The following is a 23,421-nucleotide window of genomic DNA, read 5'->3' on the forward strand; positions in this document are numbered from 1 at the left end:
TAACCGCGGAATTTGACAGGATTCTTGACATTCCGCACAGAAGCCCCAAAACCTGGGGGCACGCACGGCAGGTTCAGGCCGAATTCAGGCCGCAAAACGCCAATAGGCGTAGTCCCAGGCCCGCACCAGGCCCGCCCGCTGGTACAGCCGCTGGGCCGAAGCGTTGGCGGCCCCCACCTGCAAAAACACCTGGTCCACCCCTTGGGCGTGCGCCAGCTCGGCCATGGCCCGCAACACCCACGCGGCCCAGCCCTGGCCCCGGTGCGCCAAAGCGGTGCGCATGCCGTGCACCCCCAGCCAGCCGTGGCTCAACGACGCGGCACCACAGGCCACCGGCTCGCCATGCAGTTCCGCCGTCACGTAGCGGTTGCACGCCGCCCGGGACAGGTTGCGCACGCGGCAGGCCCCGTCCACCGGGTCGAACCCCTCGCCCAGGTACAAGGCCTGCCAGCCCGCGCCCGGGGTGTCGTCCACACGCAGGTGCAAACCTGCGGGCGGCTCGCCGTGCGGGCTGCGCACCGCCTGCCCCAGGCGGGCCACCGCCCCGCGCATGACCCAGGTGGGTTCGTGCGGGGCCGCCCCCAGGGCCGCCACCGCCTGGTGCAACACCACCGACGAATCCGGCAGCCGAAACACGGGTTTGAGGCCATGCGCCCGGTACAACGCCGCCACCTCGGGCACCCAAGCGGCCAGGGCGGCCTGGTGGGCCGGGTCATGGCTGAGGGGCACGGCGCTGTGGGCGCGGCCAATGGTGCCGGGGTCCATGGGCAGCAACCAGCCGGGCACGGAGTGCAGGGCGTCGGGGGCCACGGCGGCCAGGGTGGCCCGCTCCATGGCCTCCACCACGGCGGTGGGGGTTTGCACGGGCGTGGGCTCGGAACTCGGCATGGCGTTCATCCGAGATCGTTCATTGCTGTGCGGGCAGGCCCCAGCGGGCGGCGGCGGCATCGTCGCTCACGCGGGCGTCCACCCAGCGGGCACCCTCGGGGGTTTGTTCCTTTTTCCAGAACGGCGCGTGGCTCTTCAGGTAGTCCATGAGGAACTCGCAGGCCAGGAAGCTCTGGCCCCGGTGGGCCGAGGTCACGGCCACCAGCACGATCTGGTCTTGCGGCAACAGCGGCCCCACGCGGTGGATGACGCGGGCACCCAGGATGTCGAAACGGCGTTGGGCCTCGTCGATCATGGCCTCGATGGCTTTTTCGGTCATGCCCGGGTAGTGCTCCAGCTCCATGGCCGACACGCTCGCACCCTCGTTGCGGTCGCGCACCGTGCCCACAAAACTGCACACGGCCCCCACGCCGGGCTGGCCCGCACGGAGGGCGGCCACTTCGGCGCTGAGGTCAAAGTCGTGGGTTTGGATGCTGACGCGGGGATGGGCGGGGGAGACACTGGCGGCGTTCATGCAGCCATTTTTGCACCGTTTTTTGCGGGCGGTGGGCAGCCCGCCAGGGTGGCTGGTTCGCTCTGCTAGACTGGTCCGATGCGCCTGCTCGCCACCCCCGCCCTCGTCCAAGCCGCCACCGCGGCTGGCGGTGGTGCAGCCAGCGCCCCCAAATCCAAAAAACCGCCGCTCATCTGACCGGGGCTGCGGTTCCGTCGTCGGATGAGCGACGGAACCCCGGCAGCACCCCTCACCGCGTTCGCCCCCCCGTTTCTTCGCGCACACCACGACGGTTGATTCCATCGGTCGTTTCCACCTTTCTCGGAGCCTGTGCCATGTCTGCGTCCCCCCTGCCCTCCACGCCCACCGATTTTTCGGGCCTGTGGGTTCCCCTCGTCACGCCTTTCACGCCCACGCCCGACGGCCTGGCCGTTGACCACGCCGCCCTGGCCGCGCTCACCCAGCGCCTGTGCCGCGACGGCGTGCACGGCTTTGTGGTGTGCGGCACCACCGGCGAGGCCGCGGCCCTGTCGCACGACGAGCAATTGGCCTGCCTGCGCACCGTGGCGCAGCACGCAAGCGGCAAACCACTGGTGATGGGCGTGGGCGGCGAACAATGGCAGGCCACCCGCGACTGGGTGGTGCGCCTGACCGGACCCCACTCGGACGTGGCCCCGCTGCTCAGCGGCCTGCTGCTGACCGCCCCGCACTACATCCGCCCCTCGCAAGCGGGCTTGCGGCAGTGGTTCGAGTCACTGGCCGATGCCAGCACCCTGCCGGTGCTGATTTACGACATCCCCTACCGCACCGGGGCCGTGCTGTCGCGCGACACGCTGCTGGCGCTGGCGGCGCACCCGCGCATCCAGGGCATCAAGGACTGTGGGGGTGACCTGGGCAAAACGCAGGCGCTGATTGCCGACGGGCGGCTGCAGGTGCTGGCCGGGGAAGACCTGGCCGCGTTCTCCACCGTGGCCCTGGGCGGCGCCGGGGCCATTGCCGCCAGCCTGCACCTGCACACCCCCCACTTCGTGGCCTGGTACAGCGCCTTGCGTCAGGGGCAACTGGCCCAGGCCCGCAACGCGTGGCGACGTTTGCTGCCGCTGATGGAAGCCCTGTTCAGCGAGCCCAACCCCGGCCCGCTGAAGGCCGCCCTGGCCTTGCAGGGCGAAGGGTTGGCCCACCTGCGCCCACCGCTGGCGGCCCCGTCGGCCAGCACCGTGGACGCCCTGCGCCGCGCCCTGGCGGCTTGAGCCCGCCTGCAACGCCCCTTAACCGCCCCTCAACCGCCCGTGACGGGCGGGAAAAACGCCACCTCGGCCCCGTCGTGCAGCGGGGCGGTTTCGTCGCTCATCACCTGGTTCAGGGCCATGCGCACGGCGCGGCTGCGGGCCAGCGCCTCGGCGTGCGCACCGCCGCGGGCCAGCAGCGCGTCGCGCAAGCCTCCCAGGGTGGTGGCCTGGGTGGTCACCGATTCGCTGCCCATGCCCAGGGTTTCGCGGATGGAGGCAAAGTATTTGACTTGAACGTGCATGGCGGTCAACGGAGCAGATCGGACAGGGCGATGAAGCGCACCGCGTCGCCCTGGGCGATGGTGCTGCCTGCGGGGTGGTCCACCAGCCCGTCGGCCCACGCGGCGGAGGTGAGCACCGCCGAGCTTTGGTTGGGGAACAGGTCCAGCCCCCCCTGGGCATTGCGGCGCACGCGCAGGAACTCGCGGCGTTTGTCGGGCCGGGGCAGGTCGAAATGGGCGGGCAGCACCTGCACCGGGTGGGCCACGTCCTGCACACCTTGCAGGCGCAGCAGGAAGGGCCGCACCAACAGCAAGAAGGTGACGAAGCTGGAGACCGGGTTGCCCGGCAGCCCAATGAAGTGGGCCTGCCGCACCCGCCCGTGGGCAAAGGGTTTGCCGGGCTTCATGGCAATTTGCCACAGGTCCAGGCTGCCCAGCTGCTGCACCGCGGGTTTGATGTGGTCTTCCTCGCCCACCGACACGCCACCGCTGGTCAAGATCAAGTCATGGCCTTGGGCGGCCTGCTCCAGCGCGGCCAGCGTGGCCTCGCGCCGGTCAGGCACCTGGCCCAGGTCGGTCACGTCGCAGCCCATGCGCACCAGCAGCGCCCGCAAAAAGAAACGGTTGCTGTTGTAGATGGCCCCGGGCGGCATGGCCTCGGGCGGCAGCGTGCCGGGCATCACCAATTCATCACCCGTGGACAGCAAGGCCACGCGCGGGCGGCGGCACACCGTCAGCTGCGCCGCGCCCAGGCTGGCGGCCAGGCCCAGCTCGGCGGGGCTCAGGCGGGTGCCGGGGCTCAGCACCTCGGTACCGCGGCTCACGTCTTCCCCGGCGCGGCGAATCCAGGCCCCCGCACGGGGGCTGGCGGCAAAGCGGGCCCAGGTCTGGCCGTCCTGCTCCACCGCGGTCACGTCTTCCTGCATGACGATGGCATCGGCCCCCTCGGGGACTGAGGCCCCGGTGAACACGCGGGCCACCGTGCCCGCTTGCAGCGGCTGCGCCGGGTGGCCAGCGGGAGTGCGTTGCGACACCAGCAGGCGCACCGGCTGCTGCGGCGTGGCGGCGGCCAGGTCGGCACAGCGCACGGCATATCCGTCCATGCTGGAGTTGTCCTGTGGCGGCACGTGCAGGGCCGACACCAGGGTCTGGGCCAGCACCCGGCCATCGGCCAGCAGGGTGTCCACCACCTCGGTGCCCCCGGCTTGGGTGGGCAAGGGCTGCACACTGGCCAGCAGGCGCTGCAAGGCATCGTCCAGCGACATCAATGGGGCGCGGGGCGTGGCCGCGGCAGGGGGTGTGGGGGCGGCGGGTGCGGTCATGGGTTCAGGGTTCAAACGGCGTGGCGCTCGGCATCGTAGGCAAAGCGTGTGCCCTGGGCCAGCAGCCAGTCGGCCACGGCCCCACCGTCGTTGAGGTTGAGCACCGGCAGGTCGGTGGGGTTGGGCAGGCCAGCGGCGGTGCAGGGTTGGGCGTCGGTGCAGACGGCCACCACAAAGGGATCGTCGGGGTAACGAACCGGTTTGCCCATGGCGGGGCGCCAGACTTCCAGCTTGGGCAGGTCGCACTCGCGGAAACCCTCCACCAGCACCCAGTCCACACCGGCATACAGCTCGGCAATGGCGTGGTGCACCGACAGTTCCATGGTCTGTTCGAACTGGCGTTGCAGCACCAGTTGGTGCGGTGCCGCGGCCACCACCTCGAAGGCCCCGGCCTCGCGGTGGCGCCAGGTGTCCTTGCCGGGGTGGTCCACTTCAAAGCGGTGGTGGGCGTGTTTGACCACCGACACCCGCTGCCCCCGCGCCTTGAGCGCGGGCAGCAGCTTTTCCAGCAAGCTGGTCTTGCCAGAGCCGGAGTACCCGGCCAACACCACAACGTTCACACCCAGCCCCTGGTTGCTACAAATTAAATAGCTGCTTGCGCTTTATATAAAAGCGCAAGAGGCCAATTTCATGCACATTTTTCAGTGATGAAGGCCTTGACCTGGGCGGCATCGGCGGGCATGACGACCACGCGTTTGGGCAGGTCTTCAATGCCGTTGAACTTGGCCGGACGCTCGGGCAGGCGGCCCAGGGCTTCCTGGATGGTTTCGGCAAACTTGATGGGCAGCGCGGTTTCCAGCACCACCATGGGCACGTCGGCTTGCAGGTGCTCGCGGGCGACCTTGACGCCGTCGGCGGTGTGGGTGTCGATGACCATGCCGTGGCGCTCGGCCACGTCGCGGATGGTGGCCAGCCGGTCGGCGTGGGTGCTCTTGCCGCTGGCAAAGCCGTATTTGGCCGCGGCCTGGGCAAACAGCGGGTCGGCGCTCAGGTCGAAACGGCCCGTCTGGTTGAGCTGCGTGCCGAACAGGTTCGCGGTGCGACCGGCATCGCGGCCCAGCAGGTCGAACACAAAGCGCTCGAAGTTGCTGGCCTTGGAAATGTCCATGCTGGGGCTGGAGGTTTCGTGCGTGTCGGCGCTGCCGCGCACGCGGTAGACGCCGGTGCGGAAGAACTCGTCGAGCACGTCGTTTTCGTTGGTGGCCACCACCAGCCGGGCGATGGGCAGGCCCATCTGCTTGGCCACATGGCCCGCACACACGTTGCCGAAGTTGCCGCTGGGCACGGTGAACGACACCTGCTGGCTGTTGCTTTCCGTGGCCTGGATGTACCCCGCAAAGTAGTACACCACCTGGGCCAGCAGACGCGCCCAGTTGATGGAGTTGACGGTGCCGATCTTGAACTGGCGCTTGAAGGCCAGGTCGTTGGAGACGGCCTTGACGATGTCCTGGCAGTCGTCGAACACGCCTTCGATGGCGATGTTGAAGATGTTGTCGTCCATCAGGCTGAACATCTGGGCCTGCTGGAAGGGGCTCATGCGGCCGTGCGGGCTGGTCATGAACACGCGCACGCCCTTCTTGCCGCGCATGGCGTGCTCGGCGGCGCTGCCGGTGTCACCGCTGGTGGCACCCAGAATGTTCAGCTCGGCACCACGGCGGCCCAGTTCGTACTCGAACAGGTTGCCCAGCAGCTGCATGGCCATGTCCTTGAAGGCCAGCGTGGGGCCGTTGGACAGGGCTTCCAGCCACAGGCCGTCTTCCACATGGCGCAGGGGCACGATTTCGCCGGTGCCAAACACCTCGGCGGTGTAGGTCTTGCGGCACAGGGCGCGCAGGTCGTCGGCGGGAATGTCGTCGATGTAGAGCGACAGGATTTCGAACGCCAGCTCGGCATACCCCTGGCGGTGGTAGACCTCGCGCCAGCGCGTCAGCGTGGCGTCGCTCACCTGGGGGTAGTGCTCGGGCAGGTACAGGCCGCCATCGGGCGCCAGACCCTCCAGCAGGATGTCGCAAAAACGTTTGGGCGTGCGGTCGCCGCGGGTGCTGATGTAGTGCATGGCGGTCTCCGGGCCGATCAGGCCAGCTCTTCCTTGCGGATGCGCACGATGGGGGCCAGCACCGTGGGCAGCGCCTGCATCTGGGCGATGGCGGCGTTCATGGTGCCTTCCTTAGTGTCGTGCGTGAGGATGATGACATCGGTCTGGGTGCTGCCCTCGCCGCCCACTTCGTCGGCTTCGCGTTGCAGCACGGCGTCGATGCTGATGCCGGCTTCGGCCAGCAGGCCGGTCACCTTGGCCAGCACGCCGGCCTGGTCGGCCACGCGCAGGCGCAGGTAGTAGCTGGTCACCACCTCGCTCATGGGCAGCACGGGCAGGTCGCTCAGCTCGCCCGGCTGGAAGGCCAGGTGGGGCACGCGGTTTTGCGGGTCGGCGGTGTGCAGGCGGGTGATGTCCACCAGGTCGGCAATCACGGCGCTGGCGGTGGGTTCGCTGCCCGCGCCCTTGCCGTAGTACAGCGTGTTGCCCACGGCATCGCCGTTGACCACCACGGCGTTCATGGCGCCTTCCACGTTGGCGATCAGGCGCTTGGCGGGGATCAGGGTGGGGTGCACGCGCAGCTCGATGCCCGCCGTCTGCTGTGTGGCCGCGTTGGCATCCCGGCGCTTGGCAATGCCCAGCAGCTTGATGCGGTAACCCAGTTGCTCGGCATAACGGATGTCAGCGGCACCCAGCTTGGTGATGCCTTCCACGTAGGCCTTGTCGAACTGCACCGGGATGCCGTAGGCAATGGCGCTCATCAGCGTGGCCTTGTGGGCGGCGTCCACGCCTTCGATGTCGAAGGTGGGGTCGGCCTCGGCATAACCCAGGCGCTGGGCTTCCTTCAGCACCACGTCGAAATCCAGGCCCTTGTCGCGCATTTCGGACAGGATGAAGTTGGTGGTGCCGTTGATGATGCCGGCCAGCCACTGGATGCGGTTGGCGGTGAGGCCCTCGCGCAGCGCCTTGATGATGGGGATGCCCCCGGCCACCGCGGCCTCGAAGGCCACCATCACGCCCTTGGCGCTGGCGGCGGCAAAAATCTCGGTGCCGTGCACGGCCAGCAGCGCCTTGTTGGCGGTCACCACGTGTTTGCCCGCGGCAATGGCTTCCAGCACCAGGGCCTTGGCGATGCCGTAGCCGCCGATCAGCTCGATGACGATGTCGATGTCCGGGTTGGCAATGACTTGACGGGCGTCGTTGACCACGGTCACGCCCTCGCCCACCACGGCCTTGGCACGGGCCACGTCCAGGTCGGCCACCATGGTGATCTCAATGCCACGGCCAGCCCGGCGGGTGATTTCCTCCTGGTTGCGTTTGAGCACGTTGAACGTGCCGCTGCCAACGGTGCCGATGCCCAGCAGGCCAACTTGGATGGGTTTCATGGTCAATTTTTCAGGATAAAAAAGGCTTGTACCGCTTTATTTAAAAGCGCAAGCAGCTACAAAAACAGGAGTGATCGACCCTCAGGCCGCGCGGATGTCGGTGCCCATGCGCCGACGGTACAGCGCCAGGAACTTGGCCAGGCGGCCAATGGCTTCGCGCAGGTCGTCTTCGTGGGGCAGGAACACGATGCGGAAGTGGTCCGGCTCGGGCCAGTTGAAGCCGGTGCCCTGCACCAGCATCACCCGGGTGGCGCGCAGCACTTCCATGAAGAACTGGCGGTCGTCCTCAATGGGGTACACCTTGGGGTCCAGCCGCGGAAACATGTACAGCGCCGCATGGGGTTTGACGCAGGTCACGCCCGGGATGGCGGTGATCAGCTCGTAGGCCAGGTCGCGCTGGCGGCGCAGGCGGCCACCTTCTTTCACCAGGTCGTTGATGCTCTGGTAGCCGCCCAGCGCGGTCTGCACCGCGTATTGGCCCGGCACGTTAGAGCCCAGCTTCATGTTGGCCAGCATGTTCAGGCCCTCGATGTAGTCCTTGGCCACGGCCTTGTCGCCGGAAATGACCATCCAGCCCGCCCGGTAGCCGCAGGCCCGGTACGACTTGGACAGCGAGTTGAAGGTGAGCGTCAGCACATCGGTGCTCAGGCTGGCCATGGCGGTGTGCTTGACGCCGTCGTACAGCACCTTGTCGTACACCTCGTCGGCCATCAGCACCAGGTTGTGCTCACGGGCGATCTGCACCAGCTCCTTCAGCAGCTCGTCGGAGTACAGCGCACCGGTGGGGTTGTTGGGGTTGATGACCACCAGGCCCTTGGTGGCCGGGGTGATCTTGGCGCGGATGTCGTCGAGGTCGGGCATCCAGCCGTTTTCTTCGTTGCAGCGGTAGTGCACCGGCTTGGCACCCGACAGGCTGACCGCCGCCGTCCACAGCGGGTAGTCGGGCATGGGCACCAGCAGTTCGTCGCCGTTGTCCAGCAGCGCGTTGGTGGCCATGGTGATGAGTTCGCTGGCCCCGTTGCCCAGGTAGATGTCGTCCAGCGTCACGCCCTGCACGCCCTGCTGCTGGGTGTAGTGCATGACGGCCTTGCGCGCCGAGAAAATGCCCTTGCTGTCCGAGTACCCCGCCGAGTTGGGCAGGTTGCGGATCATGTCCTGCTGAATCTCTTCGGGGGCATCAAACCCAAACGGTGCCAGGTTGCCGATGTTGAGCTTGATGATCTTCTGGCCCTCTTCCTCCATCTGGTGCGCCACGTCCACGATGGGGCCTCGCACGTCATAGAGCACGTTGTTGAGCTTGGCGGACTTGTGGATGATTCGCGAGGTCATGGCGTACAGGGCATGGGGCCTTGCCAGGAACGGCAGGCACGAGGTGGGCGGAAACTTACAATTTCACCACAATTCCACGTGTCAACCCTGACAACCTGCGCCCTTGTGGCCCCACCCCTCCTCCACCGCCTTTGAACCATGAAACTCCACGCCGACGCCGCGGTTGCCTCGTCCATCCAGTCCTACGGCGAGGGCTGGGTGCAAGTCAATGGCCAGCGGTACACCCACAGCGTGGTGGTCAGCAGCACCCAGGGGGTGCGCCCCTGGCCGTGCCAGCGCTTTGAAGACCTGAGCGCCGAGCTGTTCGCCAGCCTGCTGGCTGACCAGCCCGAGGTCATCGTGTTCGGCTGCGGCGAACGGATGCGGTTTCCCCCACCCGCCACCCTGCAAGCCCTGATGCAGGCCCGTGTGGGCCTGGAAACCATGGGCACCGGGGCCGCCTGCCGCACCTACAACATCCTGGCGCAAGAGGGGCGACAGGTGGTGGCCGCACTGCTGATCAGCGGTGATGGACCCCTTCCTGTTCAATAAACTTTCATCCAAGGGTTAACCCCAACCCCATTTCCCTGAAGAAGCTTGGAATTGGCACCCCCACCTTCCAGGATCCGACACAGCTTCAGGGTAAAATTGCATGTTGATCTTGGCTGGACTCCCAGCCATGGTGCCACACACAAATTCACCTAGGTCAGGGTTCACACAACATGGCAGTCGTCGTCAACAAACCTATCCCCGAGTTCGAAGCCCTCGCCACCAACCAAGTCAAGGTCACCCACCAGTCCCACCTCGGTCAAGACGTCATCCTGTATTTCTACCCCAAGGACAACACCCCGGGCTGCACCACGGAAGCCATGCAGTTCCGTGACAAATACAAAGACTTTGCCAAGGCGGGTGCTGCCGTGTTCGGTGTCTCTCGCGACAACATGAAGTCGCACGACGAGTTCAAGGCCAAGCTCGAACTCCCCTTCGAGCTGATCGCCGACACCGAAGAAAAAATGTGCCACATGTTCGGCGTGGTCAAGAACAAGATCATGTACGGCAAAAAGGTCAAGGGCATCGAGCGCAGCACCTTCCTCATCGGGGCCGACGGCCTGCTGAAGCAGGAATGGCGCGGCCTGAAGGTCCCCGGCCACGTGGAAGAAGTGCTCAAGGCCGTCAAGGCCCTGAAGAAGGCCGGTGCCGCAGCCGCCAAGGAAGCCGCCGCCAGCAAAGAGCCTGAGGCTGCGCCTGCTGCCGCCCCAGCCGCGGAAGCCGCAACCCCCAAAGCCGCCGCCAAGACCGCCCCCGCCAAGAAAGTGGCCGCCAAAAAACCCGCAGCGGCCAAGGAAGCCCCGGTCACCACCGCCTGATGAACTTCCCGCCGGGCGTGCGACATAATGGGCTCATGTCCTTCGGGTCCCACGCACACGCCAATCCCTCTCACATGCAAGCCGCCAGCGAAAGCTGACGGCTTTTTGTTTTTTCAGCCATGCCTTTGCCCCCACCTCCCGCCAAAAAAGCCGCCCGACTGGCCCTGGACAAACACGGCATCACCAACCCGCTGTCCGAGCCAGTTCGGCGTACGCCTGCCCGCTCCGCGCCCGCCGTGGCCGACACCCCCGTGACCCCCGCGGTCACGGCGTCGGCCCCAGTCAGCGCCACGGCCCGCAAGCGCGGCACCGCCAAAACCCGCCCGGTGGAAACCACACCCACCGTGGTCGCGGCAGCCCCCACCGTGGCCGTGGTGCCAACGCCTCCCGCAACCCCGGTTGCCGTGGTGGCCACCCGTACCGCCAACGACACGGGCTCGGCCCGCAAAGGCAAAGCCGCCCAGGGTCGCGCCAAGGCCAAAGCACCTTCCGGCCCCACCAAGCTGTTTGTGCTGGACACCAACGTGCTGCTGCACGACCCCATGAGCCTGTTCCGCTTCGAGGAACACGACGTCTACCTGCCCATGGTGGTGCTGGAAGAACTGGATGGCCACAAGAAGGGCATGACCGAAGTCGCCCGCAACGGCCGCCAAGCCAGCCGCACGCTGGATGCCCTGGCCGCCCTGGCGGGCGAGGACAACATTGGCCGTGGCCTGCCGCTGAACGGCACCGGGCACACCGAAGCCCGTGGCCGCCTGTTCTTCCAGACCGAGCCGCTGGACCACACCCTGCCCGCCAGCCTGCCCCAGGGCAAGGCCGACAACCAGATCCTGGGCGTGGTGCAGGCCCTGAGCGACCGCCACCCCGAGCGCGTGGTGGCCATGGTGTCCAAGGACATCAACATGCGCATCAAGGCCCGCGCCCTGGGCCTGGACGCGCAAGACTACGAAAACGACAAGACCCTGGACGACGGCGAGCTGCTCTACAGCGGCCTGCTGGCCCTGCCCGCCGACTTCTGGACCCGCCAGAGCAAAACCGTGGAAAGCTGGCAGCAAGGCCAGCACACCTTCTACCGTGTGGGTGGCCCCTTGGTGCCCAGCTTCCACATCAACCAGTTTGTGTACTTCGAGGCTCCCGGCGAACCCGCGCTGTACGCACGGGTGGTGGAAATCCGTGAAAAAACCGCGGTGCTCAAAACCCTGCGCGACTTCACCCACCTCAAAAACTCCATCTGGGGCGTGACCGCACGCAACCGCGAGCAGAACTTCGCCCTCAACCTGCTGATGGACCCGGAAATCGACTTTGTCACCCTCACCGGCACCGCGGGCACCGGCAAGACGCTGATGGCCCTGGCTGCCGGCCTGGTGCAGGTGCTGGACGAGCGGCGTTACACCGAAATCATCATGACCCGTGCCACCGTCAGCGTGGGCGAGGACATCGGTTTCCTGCCTGGCTCGGAAGAGGAAAAAATGGGCCCGTGGATGGGCGCCCTGGACGACAACCTTGAGTTCCTGGCCAAGGGCGACGGCGGCAACGCTGGCGAATGGGGCCGCGCCGCCACCAACGAGCTGATCCGCAGCCGCATCAAGGTGAAAAGCATGAACTTCATGCGCGGGCGCACCTTCCTGAACAAGTACGTCATCATCGACGAGGCGCAAAACCTCACGCCCAAGCAGATGAAGACCCTCATCACCCGCGCGGGCCCAGGCACCAAAATCATCTGCATGGGCAACCTGGCGCAGATCGACACGCCCTACCTCACCGAAGGCTCGTCGGGCATGACCTACGCGGTGGACCGCTTCAAGGGCTGGCCGCACGGCGGCCACATCACCCTGGCGCGGGGCGAACGCTCACGCCTGGCCGACTTTGCCAGCGAAGTGCTCTGACCCATCGGCAACACCGCCGCCGCGTGGACGGCCATGGACTTCCCGCTGCTGACCGCCTGGGTTCACACCGCCTCGGCCCAACCGGGGGCGGATGAACCCGCGTGGATCCCGCCTGACGGGTGTCAGGACCTGATTGGCGTCCAGACGCCCGACGGCGTCACCACCTGGCATGTGTTTGCCCTGGCCCAGCGGGCCGAAACGGTGTGCCTGCCCCCTGGCGTGAGCGTGCGGGGCTACCGCCTGCACCCCGGCAGCCAGGTGGATGACGCGACCCTGCTGGCACTGACCCGCCACCAGCCCTTTGAGGCCGATGCCGAGGTTCGCACCGCCCTGGCCCACACCAGCCGGTTGAACCCCAACGTGCAGGAAGCCTTGCACGCGTTGGCCCATGCGCCCTCCGTGGCCGCCGCAGCCCACTCCCTGGGCGTGAGCCTGCGCACGCTGGAGCGCCTGACCCACCGCCACACCCAGCAAACCCCCGGGTTCTGGCGGGGCTTGGCCCGGGTGCGCCAGGCCGCGCGGGCGCTGACCACCCCCTGCCCGTTGGCCGAACTGGCGGTGGACCACGGTTTTTCCGACCAAGCCCATATGAACCTGGCCTTTCGGCATTGGTTGGGCTGTACGCCCACGCAGTTGCGGGCAAGCCCTGATCGGTTGGCCCTGCTGCACGCCACAGGCCACGGTTGAGGCGCCCGAGGCTGACTCCTTCGCATCACCCCACCGGGGTGCACAGCTCCACCCAGAAGCCATCGGGGTCGGCGACATAGGCCACCGTCTGGCCCCAAGGCATGTCTTCGGGAGCTTGCAAGGGCGTGGCCCCTGCCGCCACCGCCCGGGCAAACGCCGCAGGCACGTCAGCCGTGACCATGGCCACCTCCGACACCGGACGCGCCACGTCCGCCCGCCCAGGGGTTTTGCCCATTTGCTGCAACAAATTCAGGGAACAGAACGCCAGCGACGTGCCGCCCGTGTCCAGCTCGCCAAAGTCCCCACCCTCGTGCAGGAACTTGGTGGCCAGCCCAAAGGCCTGCTCGTAAAACCGCAGGCTGGCCCGCACGTCGGGCACGTACAAAATGGTGTAACCCAGCTTCATCACATTCCTCGTGGTTGGAAAACCCCCACTGTAGGGAGGCCACCCGCCAACGTCTTGGAAAAATGCGACACGGCCTGGGTACCGCTCAGAAATCGTCGCTGCCCGAGGCCAGGCTTTCGAAGCGGGTGAGCGAGTTCAGGAAGGCCAGCCGTACCGTGCCGGTGGGGCCGTTACGCTGCTTGCCGATGATGATTTCGGCCACGCCCGGGTCCTTGCTGTCCTTGTTGTAGTACTCGTCGCGGTAGATGAACATGATGATGTCCGCATCCTGCTCGATGGCACCGGATTCGCGCAAGTCACTCATCATGGGGCGTTTGTCGGTGCGTTGTTCCACGCTTCGGTTGAGCTGCGACAGCGCAATCACGGGGCATTGCAGCTCCTTGGCCAGCATCTTCAGGCCCCGGGAGATTTCACCCAGCTCGGTGGCGCGGTTCTCGCCGTTGGAGCCGCTGCTGCCGCTCATCAGCTGCAGGTAGTCGACCACGATCAGGCCCAGCTTGCCGCACTGGCGTGCCAGGCGGCGCGAGTTGGCCCGCAGCTCGCTGGGGGTCAGGCCCGGGGTTTCGTCGATGTGCAGCGAGATGGTGCGCAGGCGCTCGATGGCCTCGGTCAGCCGTGGCCATTCCTCGTCGGTGAGCTTGCCGGTGCGCAAATGCCCCTGGTGGATGCGACCAATGGAGCCCACGATACGCACCGCCAGCTGGGCGGCGCCCATTTCCATGGAGAACACGGCCACTGGCAGGCCCTCGTTCAGCGCCACGTGTTCGGCGATGTTGATGGCAAACGCCGTCTTGCCCATGGAAGGCCGCGCCGCCAGCACCACCAGGTCGCCGGCCTGCAGGCCCGAGGTCATGCGGTCCAGGTCGTAAAAGCCCGTGGGCACCCCGGTGATGTCGTTGGGGTTGTCGGCCATCTCCTGCACACGGTCCAGCAGGTCCACCACCAGGGTGTCCATGCTCTGGAAACCCTGCTTCATGCGCGAGCCTTCTTCCCCGATGTGGAAGATCTTCTGCTCCGCCTCGTCCAGGATCTTGTCCACCGCCCGCCCCTGCGGGTTGAAGGCTGCGGTGGCAATTTCGTCGCTGGCCGTCAGCAGCTTGCGCAGGATGCCGCGCTCCCGCACGATTTCGGCATACCGGCGGATGTTGGCCGCGCTGGGAACGTACTGGGCCAGCGAGTTGAGGTAGGCCAACCCGCCCACCTCTTCGGTGCGGCCCTGGCTTTGCAGGTGCTCGAACACGGTGATCACGTCGGCAGGTTTGGAGCCGTTGATCAGGTGGGCAATGGCCGCAAACACCAGCTTGTGTTCGCGGCGGTAGAAGTCGTCGTCTTTGATGAGGTCGCCGACGCGGTCCCAGGCGCTGTTGTCCAGCAGCAGCCCGCCCAGCACGCTGGACTCGGCCTCCAGCGAATGCGGTGGGATGCGCAGTTGCGCCACCTGCGGGTCGGCGGGCAGGTCGCTCAGGTCAAGCGGATCGAAGGTGCGGGAGGCAACGGTGTTCATGGCATTCGGAGGGCAAGCCGTGCATGGTACGGATTTGACGCCGCGGCGTCATTGCACAACTCTGTGGATAACCCGGGGACAAGCAGGGGGCAACCCGGGATAACCGGGCAGAACGCCCGCCAAACGGACATTCCCAAAAACAAAAAAGCCGCCCCACAAGAGGCGGCTTTTTTTGGGGGCGGCTTTTGCAGCCCGTTGGCTGAGGGCATCAGCCCCCGGCCACGGACAGGCCGATCAGGCGGTTTCGCCCAGCACGGTGACGGTGACTTCGACAGCCACGTCGGTGTGCAGAGACAGGCTGACGGTGTAGTCGCCCACAGCCTTCAGAGGGCCGTTGGGCATGCGCACCTGGGCCTTGACCACGGGGTGACCCATCTTGACCAGTTCGTCGGCGATGTCGTGGTTGGTGACGGAACCGAACAGGCGACCGTCCACGCCAGCCTTCTGGCTGACCTTGACGATGATGCCGGCCAGCTTCTCGCCCAGGGCTTGGGCTTCGGCCAGCTTGGCAGCAGCAGCCTTTTCGAGCTCGGCGCGGCGGGCTTCGAATTCGGCGATGTTGGCTTGCGTGGCGCGGCGAGCCTTGCCAGAGGGGATCAGGAAGTTGCGGGCGTAGCCGTCTTTCACCTTGACCACGTCACCCAGGGCACCCAGGTTGACCACTTTTTCGAGCAGGATGATTTGCATGTTGTGTACTCCTAGCCTCAGACGCGGTGCTGGTCAGAGTAAGGCAACAGGGCCAGGAAGCGGGCGCGCTTGATGGCGGTGTTGACTTGGCGCTGGTAGATGGCGCGGGTGCCGGTCAGACGGGCAGGAATGATCTTGCCGTTTTCAGCGATGAAATCGCGCAGGGTGTCGATGTCCTTGTAGTCGACTTCTTCCACGCCGGCCACGGTGAAGCGGCAGTAGCGCTTGCGCTTGAACAGCAGCGACTGGGTGTTGCGCTTGGGGCGCTTGTCTTTGTTGAAACGTTTCGGTGCAGCCATGATGGGCTTCCTTAAATGCGTTGGATGTCCTGAATGTGAAAAACGACGCCTTTGCCATTGCGGGCTTGTGCCACAAACCCCTTGAACAACCACTGTGCCGCCAGATCGGCCCGGACCAAGGTTTCGGCCTGGGTGCCGAACGCCAAACCCCGAAGGGACAATTTGACGCGGCGGGAAACGCCTGCATCGGTCACGTCGGCTTCGTGCTCCAGCATCACATCCAGGGCGGGCAGGCCCGCGGGGGTGTAACGCAAGGGGAGGACTTGGGCGATGCGCGCCGAAAGTTGCAGCTCGTTCAACAGGGTGGTGTCAGGTGAGTGGGTGCCCGATCAACGGATGACTCAGGCAGCGTTCTCCTGCTGTGCAGCCTTGCGGGCTTCTTCGCGCTCGACGGATTTCATCATGGCGGAAGGACCGGTTTCGGCTTTCTTCTTCTTCACGACCAAGTGACGCAGCACGGCGTCGTTGAACTTGAAGGCATGCTCCAACTCGCCCATCACGGCCTGATCGGCCTCGATGTTCACACACAGGTAGTGGGCCTTGTTCAGCTTGTTGATCTGATAGACCAGCTGACGGCGACCCCAGTCTTCCACGCGATGGACCTTGCCACCGCCGGTGGTGATCATGCCCTTGTAACGCTCCAGCATGGCCGGAACCTGCTCGCTTTGATCCGGGTGGATCAGCAAGACGATTTCGTAATGACGCATACACACTCCTTGTGGTTGATAGCTGCCCCGGCGTCTGACGGATGCAGCAAGGCGGAAAGCCTGCGATTATAGCCCGCAACCCAGCCAGGCCCCAAACCGCCTCACCACTTGCCTGCGGGCAGGGCCTTGCGGGTGCGGGCGGCAATGGCTTCGGCCACGGCGGGACGTTGGGCCCGCAGGGCGAAATCGATGGCGGTGAGGCCCAGGCTGTTGCGCAAGGCCGAGTCGGCCCCCTCTTCCAGCAACAGGGTCACCACGTCTTCACTGCCGTACTGGGCGGCCATCATCAGCGGGGTGGTGCCGTTGGGCGATTCGGCATCGATGTAGGCGTGGTTGTCCAGCAGCCACTGCACCTGCTCCACCGCCCCCTTGCCCGCGTAGGTGGCGGCGTAATGCAACGGGGCCCAACCGGGCTTGTTGACGTCCGCCCCCCGCTCCACCAAGGTGCGGGCCACGTCGGTGTGGCCCTTGAGCACGGCGTACATCAGCGGGGTTTCGTCCTTGGGGTTGCGCTGGTCCACGTTGAACTTGGGGTGGCGGGCCAGAAAGTCGGCCACCAGAAACATCTGGTCCCGCAGCGCCAGGTACAGCGCGTTCTGGCCCGAGGCGTCGGTGGTGTTCAGGTCAAAGCCCTGGGCCGCCAGTTCCTGCAAAGCCGCCACGTCGTTGCGCTTGATGGCGGTGAAAAAGTCGTCAAACGACCCGGCGTGCGCCCCTCCCACCAGCCCGGTCACCCCCATCAGCCCCGTGAAGCCCAGGGCAGCCAGCGCACGAACCAGCGTGCGGCGCGTCATGCCAGCACCCGGGGGAACAGCCGGTCCACGTTGTCGGAGGTGGCCTGGGCCACGGCCTCGACACTCAGCCCTTTGATCTGCGCCACCTGCGCGGCCACATGTGGCACGTAGGCCGGGGTGTTGGTCTTGCCGCGGTAGGGCACCGGGGCCAGGTAGGGGCTGTCGGTCTCGATCAGCAGCCGGTCCAGCGGCACAAAGGCGGCCACCTCGCGCAGGTCTGCCGCGCTCTTGAAGGTCAGGATGCCCGAAAACGACACGTAAAACCCCATGTCCAGCGCGGCGCGGGCCACGTCCATGCTTTCGGTGAAGCAATGGAACACCCCAGTGGCCGCCGCGCCCTGCCCCGCGTCGGCCCCGCTGCCCAGGCCGCCGCTTTCGCGCAGGATGGCCAGGGTGTCGTCCGAGGCGCTGCGGGTGTGGATCACCAGGGGCAGGCCCGTTTGCCGCGCCGCCGCAATGTGGGTGCGAAACCGCTCGCGCTGCCAGGCCATGTCGGCCACGCTGCGCCCGTTCAGGCGGTAGTAGTCCAGCCCGGTTTCCCCGATGGCCACCACCTTGGGCAGCGCCGCGCGGGTGAGCAAGTCGGCCAGCGTGGGTTCTTGCACACCTTCGTTGTCGGGGTGCACACCCACCGTGGCCCACAGGTGGGCGTGGTGGAGCGCCAGGCCGTGCACGGCGTCGAATTCTTCCAGCGTGGTGGCGATGCACAGCGCCCGCGTCACCTGCGCGGCGGCCATGTCGGCCAGCACCGTGTCCAGGCGGTCAACCAGCTCGGGAAAGTTGAGGTGGCAATGGGAGTCCGTGAACATCAAAAATACTCAATCAAAACAGCACCTACCGCTTTATATAAAAGCGCAAGCAGCTACAAAAACAGGAGTAACCCAACAACGCTGAATGGCGTTAAACAGCGTCAGACGGTCTGGGTGGGCCGGTCGGACATCAGACGGTCGCCCAGGATCTGCTCGATGCGCATCTTGAGCTGCTGGGACACATCGTCGCTGGGGAAGCGCACACCCACGCCCTGGGTGCGGTTGCCCGCCGCCCGCGCCGGGGTGATCCACGCCACCTTGCCCGCAATCGGGTAGCGCTGCGGGTCGTCGGGCAGCGTGATGAGCAGGTACAGGTCGTCGCCCAGGCGGTGTTCGCGGGTGGAGGGCACAAAAATGCCCCCATCGGTGAACAGCGGGATGTAGGCGGCGTACAGCGCCGCTTTTTCCTTGATGGACAACTGAATGACGGCGGGCCGATTGCCAGCCACCTTGGCGGTCAGCGGTGTGGGGGCGGAAGGGATGTCAGCCATGGCGCGAGTGTAGTGCGACATCGGCCCCACGGGGCACCGCCGCCCCACGCCCTGTCGGGCGGGTGGCCGGCGACCACACCTGCTGCGCCTTGGCCAGCCAGGCCTCGTGCAGCAGCGCGGCCTGGAACGGGTGCTCCACCGTGCGGGCGGCGGCCAGCAGCTCCTGCGCCCAGGCTTGCAGGGCCATGGGGCTGGGGGGTTTGGGCAGGTCGGCCAGCGCAAAGTAGCGCGGGGCACCGCCTGCGGCCACGGCCAGCCCGTCGTGGCAGAGCTTTTGCAACACGTCCAGCAGGCGGGCCGGGGCCCAATCGGCCACGCCGCTGCCGTCGCCCCGGGCCAGGGCCTGGGGCAAGGCCGCCCACTGCGCGGGTTGCAGGCCCAGGCGGGCCCAGTCCAGCGCGTCGTCGGGGCGGCCCCCGGCGGCTTGCAGCCACACCGCGGCCTGGGCGGCAGGGGTGCCGGGCACCTGGGCCAGCAGCCAGTGCTGGGCCTCGTCGGCGGTGGGCCACTGCAACACATGGGTCTGGCAGCGGCTGCGGATGGTGGCGGGCAGCAGGTGGGCGGCGTCGGCGGCCAGCACAAAACGCAGGTCGCCCGCGGGTTCTTCCAGGGTTTTCAGCAGGGTGTTGGCCGATTCCACGTTCAGCCGGTCTGCCGGGTAGACCATCACCACCTTGGTGCTGCCGCGCGACCGGGTGGTTTGCGCAAAGCCCACCACGGCGCGGGCGGCTTCCACCCGAATCCACTTGCTGGGCTTGATTTCCTTCTTCTCGATGCGGTCGCGGGTTTTTTCGTCCAGCGGCCAGTCACGCTCCAAAGCCAGCAGCTCGGGCATCAACACCATCAGCTCGGCATGGGTGCGCACGTCGATGGCGTGGCAGCTGTCGCACTGGCCGCAGGCCCCGTCGGGGCCGGGGTGGTCGCACAGCCAGGCGCGGGCCAGGGCCAGGGCCAGGTCGTACTGGCCCAGACCCGACGGCCCGGCCAGCAGCAAGGCATGGCCGCGCTGGGCCAGCAGGGTGCGCAACTGCCGTTGCAGCCAGGGGGCCAGGGCGGGGGCGCTCATGCATGGCCCCCGGACGGCAGCCAGCCGCGCTGGGCCACGGCGGCCAGCACGTCGCGGGCCACGGCCTCGCGGGGCTGGTCGGCGGCAATGCGGGCAAAGCGCTGCGGCTGCTCGGTGGCGCGGCGGGCGTAACCGGCCGACACCTGGGCAAAAAAGCGGGCCGATTCACGCTCGAACTTGTCGGGCTCCCGCGCCCCGGCCAGCCGGGCGGCGGCCACCTCGGGCGGCAGGTCGAACCACAGCGTCAGGTCGGGCTGGCGCAGCCCGCCGGGGTGCGACTGCACCATGGCCTCCAGCGTTTGCAGTGTGGCCCAGTCGAAACCGCGCCCCCCGCCCTGGTAGGCAAAGGTGGCGTCGGTGAAACGGTCGGAAATGACCACCTCGCTCCGGGCCAGCGCGGGCTCGATCACCTGCACCAGGTGCTCGCGCCGGGCGGCAAACATCAGCAGGGCCTCGGTCAGCGGGTCCATGGCCTGGGCCAGCAGCAGTTCGCGCAGCTTTTCCGACAGCGGCGTGCCCCCGGGCTCACGGGTCAGCACCACGGTGCGGCCCTGGGCGCGCAGGGCCTGGGCCAGCGTGTCGATGTGCGACGACTTGCCCGCCCCGTCGATGCCTTCGAAGGTGATGAACGTCATGGCTTTTTCAGGATGTGTTGGCGCACGGCGGCGTTGTGCTGGTTCAGGTTGTCGCTGAACTGGCTGGAGCCATCGCCGCGGGCCACAAAGTACAGCGCCTTGGTGCTGGCAGGGTGCAGCGCCGCCTTGAGCGAGGCCGCACCGGGCATGGCAATGGGTGTGGGCGGCAGCCCGGCGCGGGTGTAGGTGTTGTAGGGGGTGTCGGTGTCCAGGTGCACGCGGCGCAGGCGGCCATCAAACGGCTGGGCAAACAGGCCCGGCGGGGCTTGCAGCACGCCGTAGGCCACGCTGGGGTCGGTCTGCAGGCGCATGCCAATGCGCAGCCGGTTGATGAACACCCCCGCCACCTGCGGACGGTCGGCGGCCTTGCCGGTTTCCTTTTCCACCAGGCTGGCCAGAATCAGCGCCTCGTCCGGGCTGCGCAGCGGCAGCGCCGGGGCGCGCTGGGCCCAGGCGTCGGCCAGGGCCTTGTCCATGGCGGTGGCGGCTTGGCGCCACACGTCCAGGTCGCTGCTGTTCTTGGGGTAGACGTAGGTGTCGGGGAAAAACCGCCCCTCGGGGGCCACGCCCGCCTTGCCCACGGCCTTCATCAACTCAGCAGGCTCCAGCGCTTGACTGTCGGGCGCAAGATGCTCTGCTTTTTGAAGCGCTTGGCGGAATTGGGCAAACGTCCAGCCCTCCACCAGCGTCACGCTGCGGGTGGCCTGCTCGCCGCGCACCAGCTTGTCCAGCAGCTGCCGGGGGGTGATGCCCGGCTCCAGCTCGTAACTGCCCGCCTTGATCAGCGGCCCCTGCCCCGACAGGCGCAGGGCCAGTTGCAGCAGCCACAGCGGCTCGTCCACGCCCGCGGCCACGGCATCTGCCGCCACCCGCTGGCCTGCGGTGCCGGGGGGCACGCGCAAATCCACCACCGTCTGGCCGGGGGCCATGCGCAAATGCAAGGGGGCTTGCGGCCACCACCACACGCCAGCGGCCAGCAGCCCCATCAGCGCCGCGGCCACCCAGCGCAGCAGCACCCCCAGGCGCACCCGGCCTAGTTGGTGCCCACGGCCCGCGGTGCGGGCACGCACGGCAGCCGACGCGGCCACGGCAGGTTGGGAACAAGGGCGAGAGGCTGACGGCAAGCAAGGGGGCATTCGGCTGATCATAATTCCCGCCATCTTCCCCACACGCGCGACCTGCCGCCCACCCCACAGCCATGTCTGCCACCGCCACTGCACCCTCTGCCCCCCACCTCAGCACCGCCCCCAACGGTGCCCTGCGCCTGAGCGGCTGGGGCGTCATCCGCGCCCAAGGGGCCGATGCCGCCAAGTTCCTGCACGGCCAGCTCACCCAAGACTTCGCCCTGCTGGGCCTGGGCGAGGCGCGGCTGGCCGGGTACTGCTCGGCCAAAGGGCGGCTGCTGGCCACCTTTGTGGGCTTCAAGCTGGCGGCGGACGACCTGCTGCTGGCCTGCAGCGCCGACCTGCTGGCCCCCACGCTCAAACGCCTGCAAATGTTTGTGATGCGCGCCCAGTGCAAACTGTCCGACGCCAGTGCCGACTTTGAGCTGTGGGGCCTGGCCGGTGCCACGGCCACTGCCACCCAACTGCCCGCCACCCCCTGGGCCAAACAGACCGACGGCCCCACCACCTGGGTGCGCCTGCCGCAGGCCGTGGCCGCCCCTGGTGCCGAGCCCATCCCACGCGTGCTGGCCGTGGTGCCCGCGGGCCAAGCGCCTGCCGCCCTCACCAGCGCCCCGGCGCTGGACGCCGCCACCTGGGCCTGGCTGGAAGTGGCCAGCGGCGTGGGCATGGTCAGCCAGCCGGTGACCGACGCCTTTGTGCCCCAAATGATCAACCTGGAAAGCGTGGGCGGCGTCAACTTCAAAAAAGGCTGCTACCCCGGCCAGGAAGTGGTGGCCCGCAGCCAGTACCGCGGCACCCTCAAGCGCCGCGCCTACCGCCTGCACAGCGAAACCGGGCCCCTGAGCGTGGGGCAAGAGGTGTTCCACAGCAGCGATGCCGAGCAACCCTGCGGCACCCTCTTCAGCGTGGCCCCCGCGCCTGGGGGGGTGGGCTGGGAGGGGCTGGCCTCGCTGCAAATCAGCGCCACCACCGAAGGCACGCTGCACGCGGGCAGCGCCAACGGCCCCATCCTGCACCTGCAAAGCCTGCCCTACACCCTGGCCGAAGACATCTGAATGCATAGCAAACCATGCAATCAGAAAAAGCGCCAGAGGCATTTTTGACTGAGAACTTTGCATGTGCCTGATGGCCTTTGCCATCCAGGCCGCCCCCGGCCTGCCCCTGCTGCTGGCCGCCAACCGCGACGAAGCGCTGGACCGCCCCACCCTGCCCCTGCACCGCTGGACCACCCCCAACGGCACCCCCGTGGTGGCCGGGCGTGACGAGCGCGACGGCGGCACCTGGCTGGGCACCACAGGCCCCCACACCCACCACCCTCATGGTGCCCGCGTGGCCATGCTGACCAACGTGCGCCAAGGCCGCGACACCACCCGCAGGCCCCGCAGCCGGGGCGAGCTGCCCCTGCGCTGGCTGGACGGCACCCCGCTGGACACCCTCACCCAGCAACTGGACCCCACCGCCTACGGGGCCTTCAACCTGGTGGTGGGCGACCTGGCCACCGGCCAATGGCACTGGCTGACCAACCGCCCACCCCAAGCCCATGGCGGCACGGGCCTGCACTGCCAAGCCTTGACGCCGGGGGTGTACGGCCTGTCCAACGCCGGACTGGACACGCCCTGGCCCAAGACCCTGGCGCTGCGCACCGCCCTGCAACAGGCACTGCCACAGTGGACCACGCCCCACCGCCCCCAGGCCGAACAAGCCCTGTGGACCACCCTGGCCAACCGCCACACCTGGCCCGACAACGCCCTGCCCCACACCGGCGTGCCGCTGGAATGGGAACGGGCGCTCAGCGCCATCTGGGTGGACCACCCCCAGGGCTACGGCACCCGCACGAGTGCGCTGCTGTCGGTGGTGAAAACCTCAGACCCGGCCCAAGCCTGGGAATGGACGTTTCAGGAGCACACCTGGCGGCCTGAGGGGGAGCGGGGTCGGCGGGTGGAGGTTTGGGGGAGTTCTGGGTGAGGGAAAAATTCGGTTCTCAGCAAGAAAAGTCAGTCAGGGGCCAATTGAAA

Annotated in this window: 26 protein-coding genes and 1 pseudogene; 7 read left to right on the top strand and 20 right to left on the bottom strand. The window is 67.3% G+C overall.

What is annotated here, in order from left to right; translation table 11 throughout:
- Positions 1-84: 84 nt before the first annotated feature.
- Both ACYVB7_RS13970 and ACYVB7_RS13975 read right to left on the bottom strand, forming a co-directional pair.
- Positions 85-888 (bottom strand): GNAT family N-acetyltransferase, encoded by an 804-nt coding sequence (locus ACYVB7_RS13970; RefSeq protein ID WP_460508710.1) that lies wholly within the window; start codon positions 886-888, stop codon positions 85-87.
- A 19-nt stretch (positions 889-907) separates the two neighbouring features.
- Positions 908-1,402, bottom strand: a complete 495-nt coding sequence (locus ACYVB7_RS13975) for a molybdenum cofactor biosynthesis protein MoaE (protein ID WP_460508712.1) — start codon at positions 1,400-1,402, stop codon at positions 908-910.
- Between the two features lie 314 nt (positions 1,403-1,716).
- Between ACYVB7_RS13975 and ACYVB7_RS13980 the strand changes: the two genes are divergently transcribed.
- Complete coding sequence (locus tag ACYVB7_RS13980; RefSeq protein WP_460508714.1) at positions 1,717-2,631, top strand: 4-hydroxy-tetrahydrodipicolinate synthase family protein; 915 nt, start codon at positions 1,717-1,719, stop codon at positions 2,629-2,631.
- 29 nt (positions 2,632-2,660) lie between these two features.
- On the opposite strand, the gene moaD is transcribed toward ACYVB7_RS13980, so the two are convergent.
- The 6 genes from moaD to ACYVB7_RS14010 all read right to left on the bottom strand — a co-directional run bounded on the left by moaD (position 2,661) and on the right by ACYVB7_RS14010 (position 8,962).
- Positions 2,661-2,912 (bottom strand): MoaD/ThiS family protein, encoded by a 252-nt coding sequence (moaD, locus tag ACYVB7_RS13985; RefSeq protein ID WP_460508716.1) that lies wholly within the window; start codon positions 2,910-2,912, stop codon positions 2,661-2,663.
- A 5-nt stretch (positions 2,913-2,917) separates the two neighbouring features.
- Complete coding sequence (locus ACYVB7_RS13990) at positions 2,918-4,213, bottom strand: molybdopterin molybdotransferase MoeA (protein WP_460508718.1); 1,296 nt, start codon at positions 4,211-4,213, stop codon at positions 2,918-2,920.
- Between the two features lie 11 nt (positions 4,214-4,224).
- Entirely contained in the window at positions 4,225-4,773 is a 549-nt protein-coding gene (gene mobB, locus ACYVB7_RS13995; RefSeq protein ID WP_460508720.1) for a molybdopterin-guanine dinucleotide biosynthesis protein B, read from the bottom strand.
- 68 nt (positions 4,774-4,841) lie between these two features.
- On the bottom strand, positions 4,842-6,269 hold the full coding sequence (gene thrC, locus ACYVB7_RS14000) for a threonine synthase (RefSeq protein WP_460508722.1): 1,428 nt from the start codon (positions 6,267-6,269) through the stop codon (positions 4,842-4,844).
- A 17-nt stretch (positions 6,270-6,286) separates the two neighbouring features.
- On the bottom strand, positions 6,287-7,633 hold the full coding sequence (locus ACYVB7_RS14005) for a homoserine dehydrogenase (protein ID WP_460508724.1): 1,347 nt from the start codon (positions 7,631-7,633) through the stop codon (positions 6,287-6,289).
- Positions 7,634-7,714: 81 nt separating this feature from the next.
- Positions 7,715-8,962, bottom strand: coding sequence for a pyridoxal phosphate-dependent aminotransferase (locus ACYVB7_RS14010; protein WP_460508726.1), 1,248 nt, complete (start codon positions 8,960-8,962; stop codon positions 7,715-7,717).
- 138 nt (positions 8,963-9,100) lie between these two features.
- Here ACYVB7_RS14010 and ACYVB7_RS14015 point away from each other — a divergent pair, with 138 nt between their 5' ends.
- From ACYVB7_RS14015 to ACYVB7_RS14030, 4 genes and pseudogenes are all read left to right on the top strand, one after another.
- Positions 9,101-9,493 carry an Mth938-like domain-containing protein gene (locus ACYVB7_RS14015; RefSeq protein WP_460508728.1) on the top strand — a complete coding sequence of 131 codons (393 nt, stop codon included), beginning with the start codon at positions 9,101-9,103 and terminating at the stop codon, positions 9,491-9,493.
- Positions 9,494-9,663: 170 nt separating this feature from the next.
- Positions 9,664-10,146 (top strand): annotated as a pseudogene (locus tag ACYVB7_RS14020) (peroxiredoxin); the annotation flags it as partial.
- A gap of 281 nt (positions 10,147-10,427) precedes the next feature.
- A complete protein-coding gene (locus ACYVB7_RS14025; protein WP_460508731.1) occupies positions 10,428-12,194 on the top strand; it encodes a PhoH family protein in 1,767 nt (588 codons plus the stop codon).
- Positions 12,195-12,227: 33 nt separating this feature from the next.
- Positions 12,228-12,881: an AraC family transcriptional regulator gene (locus ACYVB7_RS14030; RefSeq protein WP_460508734.1), complete on the top strand. Its 654-nt coding sequence runs from the start codon at positions 12,228-12,230 to the stop codon at positions 12,879-12,881.
- Between the two features lie 25 nt (positions 12,882-12,906).
- On the opposite strand, the gene ACYVB7_RS14035 is transcribed toward ACYVB7_RS14030, so the two are convergent.
- The 12 genes from ACYVB7_RS14035 to mltG all read right to left on the bottom strand — a co-directional run bounded on the left by ACYVB7_RS14035 (position 12,907) and on the right by mltG (position 21,265).
- Complete coding sequence (locus ACYVB7_RS14035; protein WP_460508737.1) at positions 12,907-13,287, bottom strand: VOC family protein; 381 nt, start codon at positions 13,285-13,287, stop codon at positions 12,907-12,909.
- 85 nt (positions 13,288-13,372) lie between these two features.
- Positions 13,373-14,791 (bottom strand): replicative DNA helicase, encoded by a 1,419-nt coding sequence (gene dnaB, locus ACYVB7_RS14040; RefSeq protein WP_460508740.1) that lies wholly within the window; start codon positions 14,789-14,791, stop codon positions 13,373-13,375.
- Positions 14,792-15,025: 234 nt separating this feature from the next.
- On the bottom strand, positions 15,026-15,478 hold the full coding sequence (gene rplI, locus ACYVB7_RS14045) for a bL9 family ribosomal protein (RefSeq protein WP_460508743.1): 453 nt from the start codon (positions 15,476-15,478) through the stop codon (positions 15,026-15,028).
- A gap of 17 nt (positions 15,479-15,495) precedes the next feature.
- On the bottom strand, positions 15,496-15,777 hold the full coding sequence (rpsR, locus tag ACYVB7_RS14050; RefSeq protein WP_460508745.1) for a small ribosomal subunit protein bS18: 282 nt from the start codon (positions 15,775-15,777) through the stop codon (positions 15,496-15,498).
- An 11-nt stretch (positions 15,778-15,788) separates the two neighbouring features.
- Positions 15,789-16,076, bottom strand: a complete 288-nt coding sequence (gene priB, locus ACYVB7_RS14055) for a primosomal replication protein N (protein WP_460508747.1) — start codon at positions 16,074-16,076, stop codon at positions 15,789-15,791.
- 42 nt (positions 16,077-16,118) lie between these two features.
- Positions 16,119-16,484 carry a 30S ribosomal protein S6 gene (gene rpsF / locus ACYVB7_RS14060; RefSeq protein WP_460508749.1) on the bottom strand — a complete coding sequence of 122 codons (366 nt, stop codon included), beginning with the start codon at positions 16,482-16,484 and terminating at the stop codon, positions 16,119-16,121.
- A 101-nt stretch (positions 16,485-16,585) separates the two neighbouring features.
- The gene (locus ACYVB7_RS14065) at positions 16,586-17,278 is read right to left on the bottom strand and encodes an ankyrin repeat domain-containing protein (protein WP_460508751.1); all 693 of its coding nucleotides are present in this window, start codon (positions 17,276-17,278) and stop codon (positions 16,586-16,588) included.
- Positions 17,275-18,087: a TatD family hydrolase gene (locus tag ACYVB7_RS14070; RefSeq protein ID WP_460508753.1), complete on the bottom strand. Its 813-nt coding sequence runs from the start codon at positions 18,085-18,087 to the stop codon at positions 17,275-17,277. The genes ACYVB7_RS14065 and ACYVB7_RS14070 overlap by 4 nt, the downstream gene beginning before the upstream one ends.
- Before the next feature lie 101 nt (positions 18,088-18,188).
- The gene (locus ACYVB7_RS14075; protein ID WP_460508756.1) at positions 18,189-18,578 is read right to left on the bottom strand and encodes a PilZ domain-containing protein; all 390 of its coding nucleotides are present in this window, start codon (positions 18,576-18,578) and stop codon (positions 18,189-18,191) included.
- On the bottom strand, positions 18,571-19,644 hold the full coding sequence (locus ACYVB7_RS14080; RefSeq protein WP_460508759.1) for a DNA polymerase III subunit delta': 1,074 nt from the start codon (positions 19,642-19,644) through the stop codon (positions 18,571-18,573). The genes ACYVB7_RS14075 and ACYVB7_RS14080 overlap by 8 nt, the downstream gene beginning before the upstream one ends.
- Positions 19,641-20,279, bottom strand: coding sequence for a dTMP kinase (tmk, locus tag ACYVB7_RS14085; protein WP_460508761.1), 639 nt, complete (start codon positions 20,277-20,279; stop codon positions 19,641-19,643). The genes ACYVB7_RS14080 and tmk overlap by 4 nt, the downstream gene beginning before the upstream one ends.
- Complete coding sequence (gene mltG, locus ACYVB7_RS14090; protein WP_460508882.1) at positions 20,276-21,265, bottom strand: endolytic transglycosylase MltG; 990 nt, start codon at positions 21,263-21,265, stop codon at positions 20,276-20,278. Before mltG ends, tmk begins: the two co-directional genes overlap by 4 nt.
- Before the next feature lie 212 nt (positions 21,266-21,477).
- Here mltG and ygfZ point away from each other — a divergent pair, with 212 nt between their 5' ends.
- Positions 21,478-22,461, top strand: coding sequence for a YgfZ/GcvT domain-containing protein (gene ygfZ, locus ACYVB7_RS14095; protein ID WP_460508763.1), 984 nt, complete (start codon positions 21,478-21,480; stop codon positions 22,459-22,461).
- Between the two features lie 61 nt (positions 22,462-22,522).
- Positions 22,523-23,371, top strand: a complete 849-nt coding sequence (locus ACYVB7_RS14100) for an NRDE family protein (RefSeq protein WP_460508765.1) — start codon at positions 22,523-22,525, stop codon at positions 23,369-23,371.
- Positions 23,372-23,421 lie beyond the last annotated feature (50 nt).

This window comes from Hydrogenophaga soli, from assembly GCF_054777695.1.

Excerpts from the sequence above, each read along its gene's own strand:
- ACYVB7_RS13970 (WP_460508710.1), bottom strand. The coding sequence starts at position 888 with ATGCCGAGTTCCGAGCCCACGCCCGTGCAAACCCCCACCGCCGTGGTG.
- ACYVB7_RS13975 (WP_460508712.1), bottom strand. The coding sequence starts at position 1,402 with ATGAACGCCGCCAGTGTCTCCCCCGCCCATCCCCGCGTCAGCATCCAA.
- ACYVB7_RS13980 (WP_460508714.1), top strand. The coding sequence starts at position 1,717 with ATGTCTGCGTCCCCCCTGCCCTCCACGCCCACCGATTTTTCGGGCCTG.
- moaD (WP_460508716.1), bottom strand. The coding sequence starts at position 2,912 with ATGCACGTTCAAGTCAAATACTTTGCCTCCATCCGCGAAACCCTGGGC.
- ACYVB7_RS13990 (WP_460508718.1), bottom strand. The coding sequence starts at position 4,213 with ATGACCGCACCCGCCGCCCCCACACCCCCTGCCGCGGCCACGCCCCGC.
- thrC (WP_460508722.1), bottom strand. The coding sequence starts at position 6,269 with ATGCACTACATCAGCACCCGCGGCGACCGCACGCCCAAACGTTTTTGC.
- ACYVB7_RS14005 (WP_460508724.1), bottom strand. The coding sequence starts at position 7,633 with ATGAAACCCATCCAAGTTGGCCTGCTGGGCATCGGCACCGTTGGCAGC.
- ACYVB7_RS14010 (WP_460508726.1), bottom strand. The coding sequence starts at position 8,962 with ATGACCTCGCGAATCATCCACAAGTCCGCCAAGCTCAACAACGTGCTC.
- ACYVB7_RS14015 (WP_460508728.1), top strand. The coding sequence starts at position 9,101 with ATGAAACTCCACGCCGACGCCGCGGTTGCCTCGTCCATCCAGTCCTAC.
- ACYVB7_RS14025 (WP_460508731.1), top strand. The coding sequence starts at position 10,428 with ATGCCTTTGCCCCCACCTCCCGCCAAAAAAGCCGCCCGACTGGCCCTG.
- ACYVB7_RS14030 (WP_460508734.1), top strand. The coding sequence starts at position 12,228 with ATGGACTTCCCGCTGCTGACCGCCTGGGTTCACACCGCCTCGGCCCAA.
- ACYVB7_RS14035 (WP_460508737.1), bottom strand. The coding sequence starts at position 13,287 with ATGAAGCTGGGTTACACCATTTTGTACGTGCCCGACGTGCGGGCCAGC.
- dnaB (WP_460508740.1), bottom strand. The coding sequence starts at position 14,791 with ATGAACACCGTTGCCTCCCGCACCTTCGATCCGCTTGACCTGAGCGAC.
- rplI (WP_460508743.1), bottom strand. The coding sequence starts at position 15,478 with ATGCAAATCATCCTGCTCGAAAAAGTGGTCAACCTGGGTGCCCTGGGT.
- rpsR (WP_460508745.1), bottom strand. The coding sequence starts at position 15,777 with ATGGCTGCACCGAAACGTTTCAACAAAGACAAGCGCCCCAAGCGCAAC.
- rpsF (WP_460508749.1), bottom strand. The coding sequence starts at position 16,484 with ATGCGTCATTACGAAATCGTCTTGCTGATCCACCCGGATCAAAGCGAG.
- ACYVB7_RS14065 (WP_460508751.1), bottom strand. The coding sequence starts at position 17,278 with ATGACGCGCCGCACGCTGGTTCGTGCGCTGGCTGCCCTGGGCTTCACG.
- ACYVB7_RS14070 (WP_460508753.1), bottom strand. The coding sequence starts at position 18,087 with ATGTTCACGGACTCCCATTGCCACCTCAACTTTCCCGAGCTGGTTGAC.
- ACYVB7_RS14075 (WP_460508756.1), bottom strand. The coding sequence starts at position 18,578 with ATGGCTGACATCCCTTCCGCCCCCACACCGCTGACCGCCAAGGTGGCT.
- ACYVB7_RS14080 (WP_460508759.1), bottom strand. The coding sequence starts at position 19,644 with ATGAGCGCCCCCGCCCTGGCCCCCTGGCTGCAACGGCAGTTGCGCACC.
- tmk (WP_460508761.1), bottom strand. The coding sequence starts at position 20,279 with ATGACGTTCATCACCTTCGAAGGCATCGACGGGGCGGGCAAGTCGTCG.
- mltG (WP_460508882.1), bottom strand. The coding sequence starts at position 21,265 with ATGGGGCTGCTGGCCGCTGGCGTGTGGTGGTGGCCGCAAGCCCCCTTG.
- ygfZ (WP_460508763.1), top strand. The coding sequence starts at position 21,478 with ATGTCTGCCACCGCCACTGCACCCTCTGCCCCCCACCTCAGCACCGCC.
- ACYVB7_RS14100 (WP_460508765.1), top strand. The coding sequence starts at position 22,523 with ATGTGCCTGATGGCCTTTGCCATCCAGGCCGCCCCCGGCCTGCCCCTG.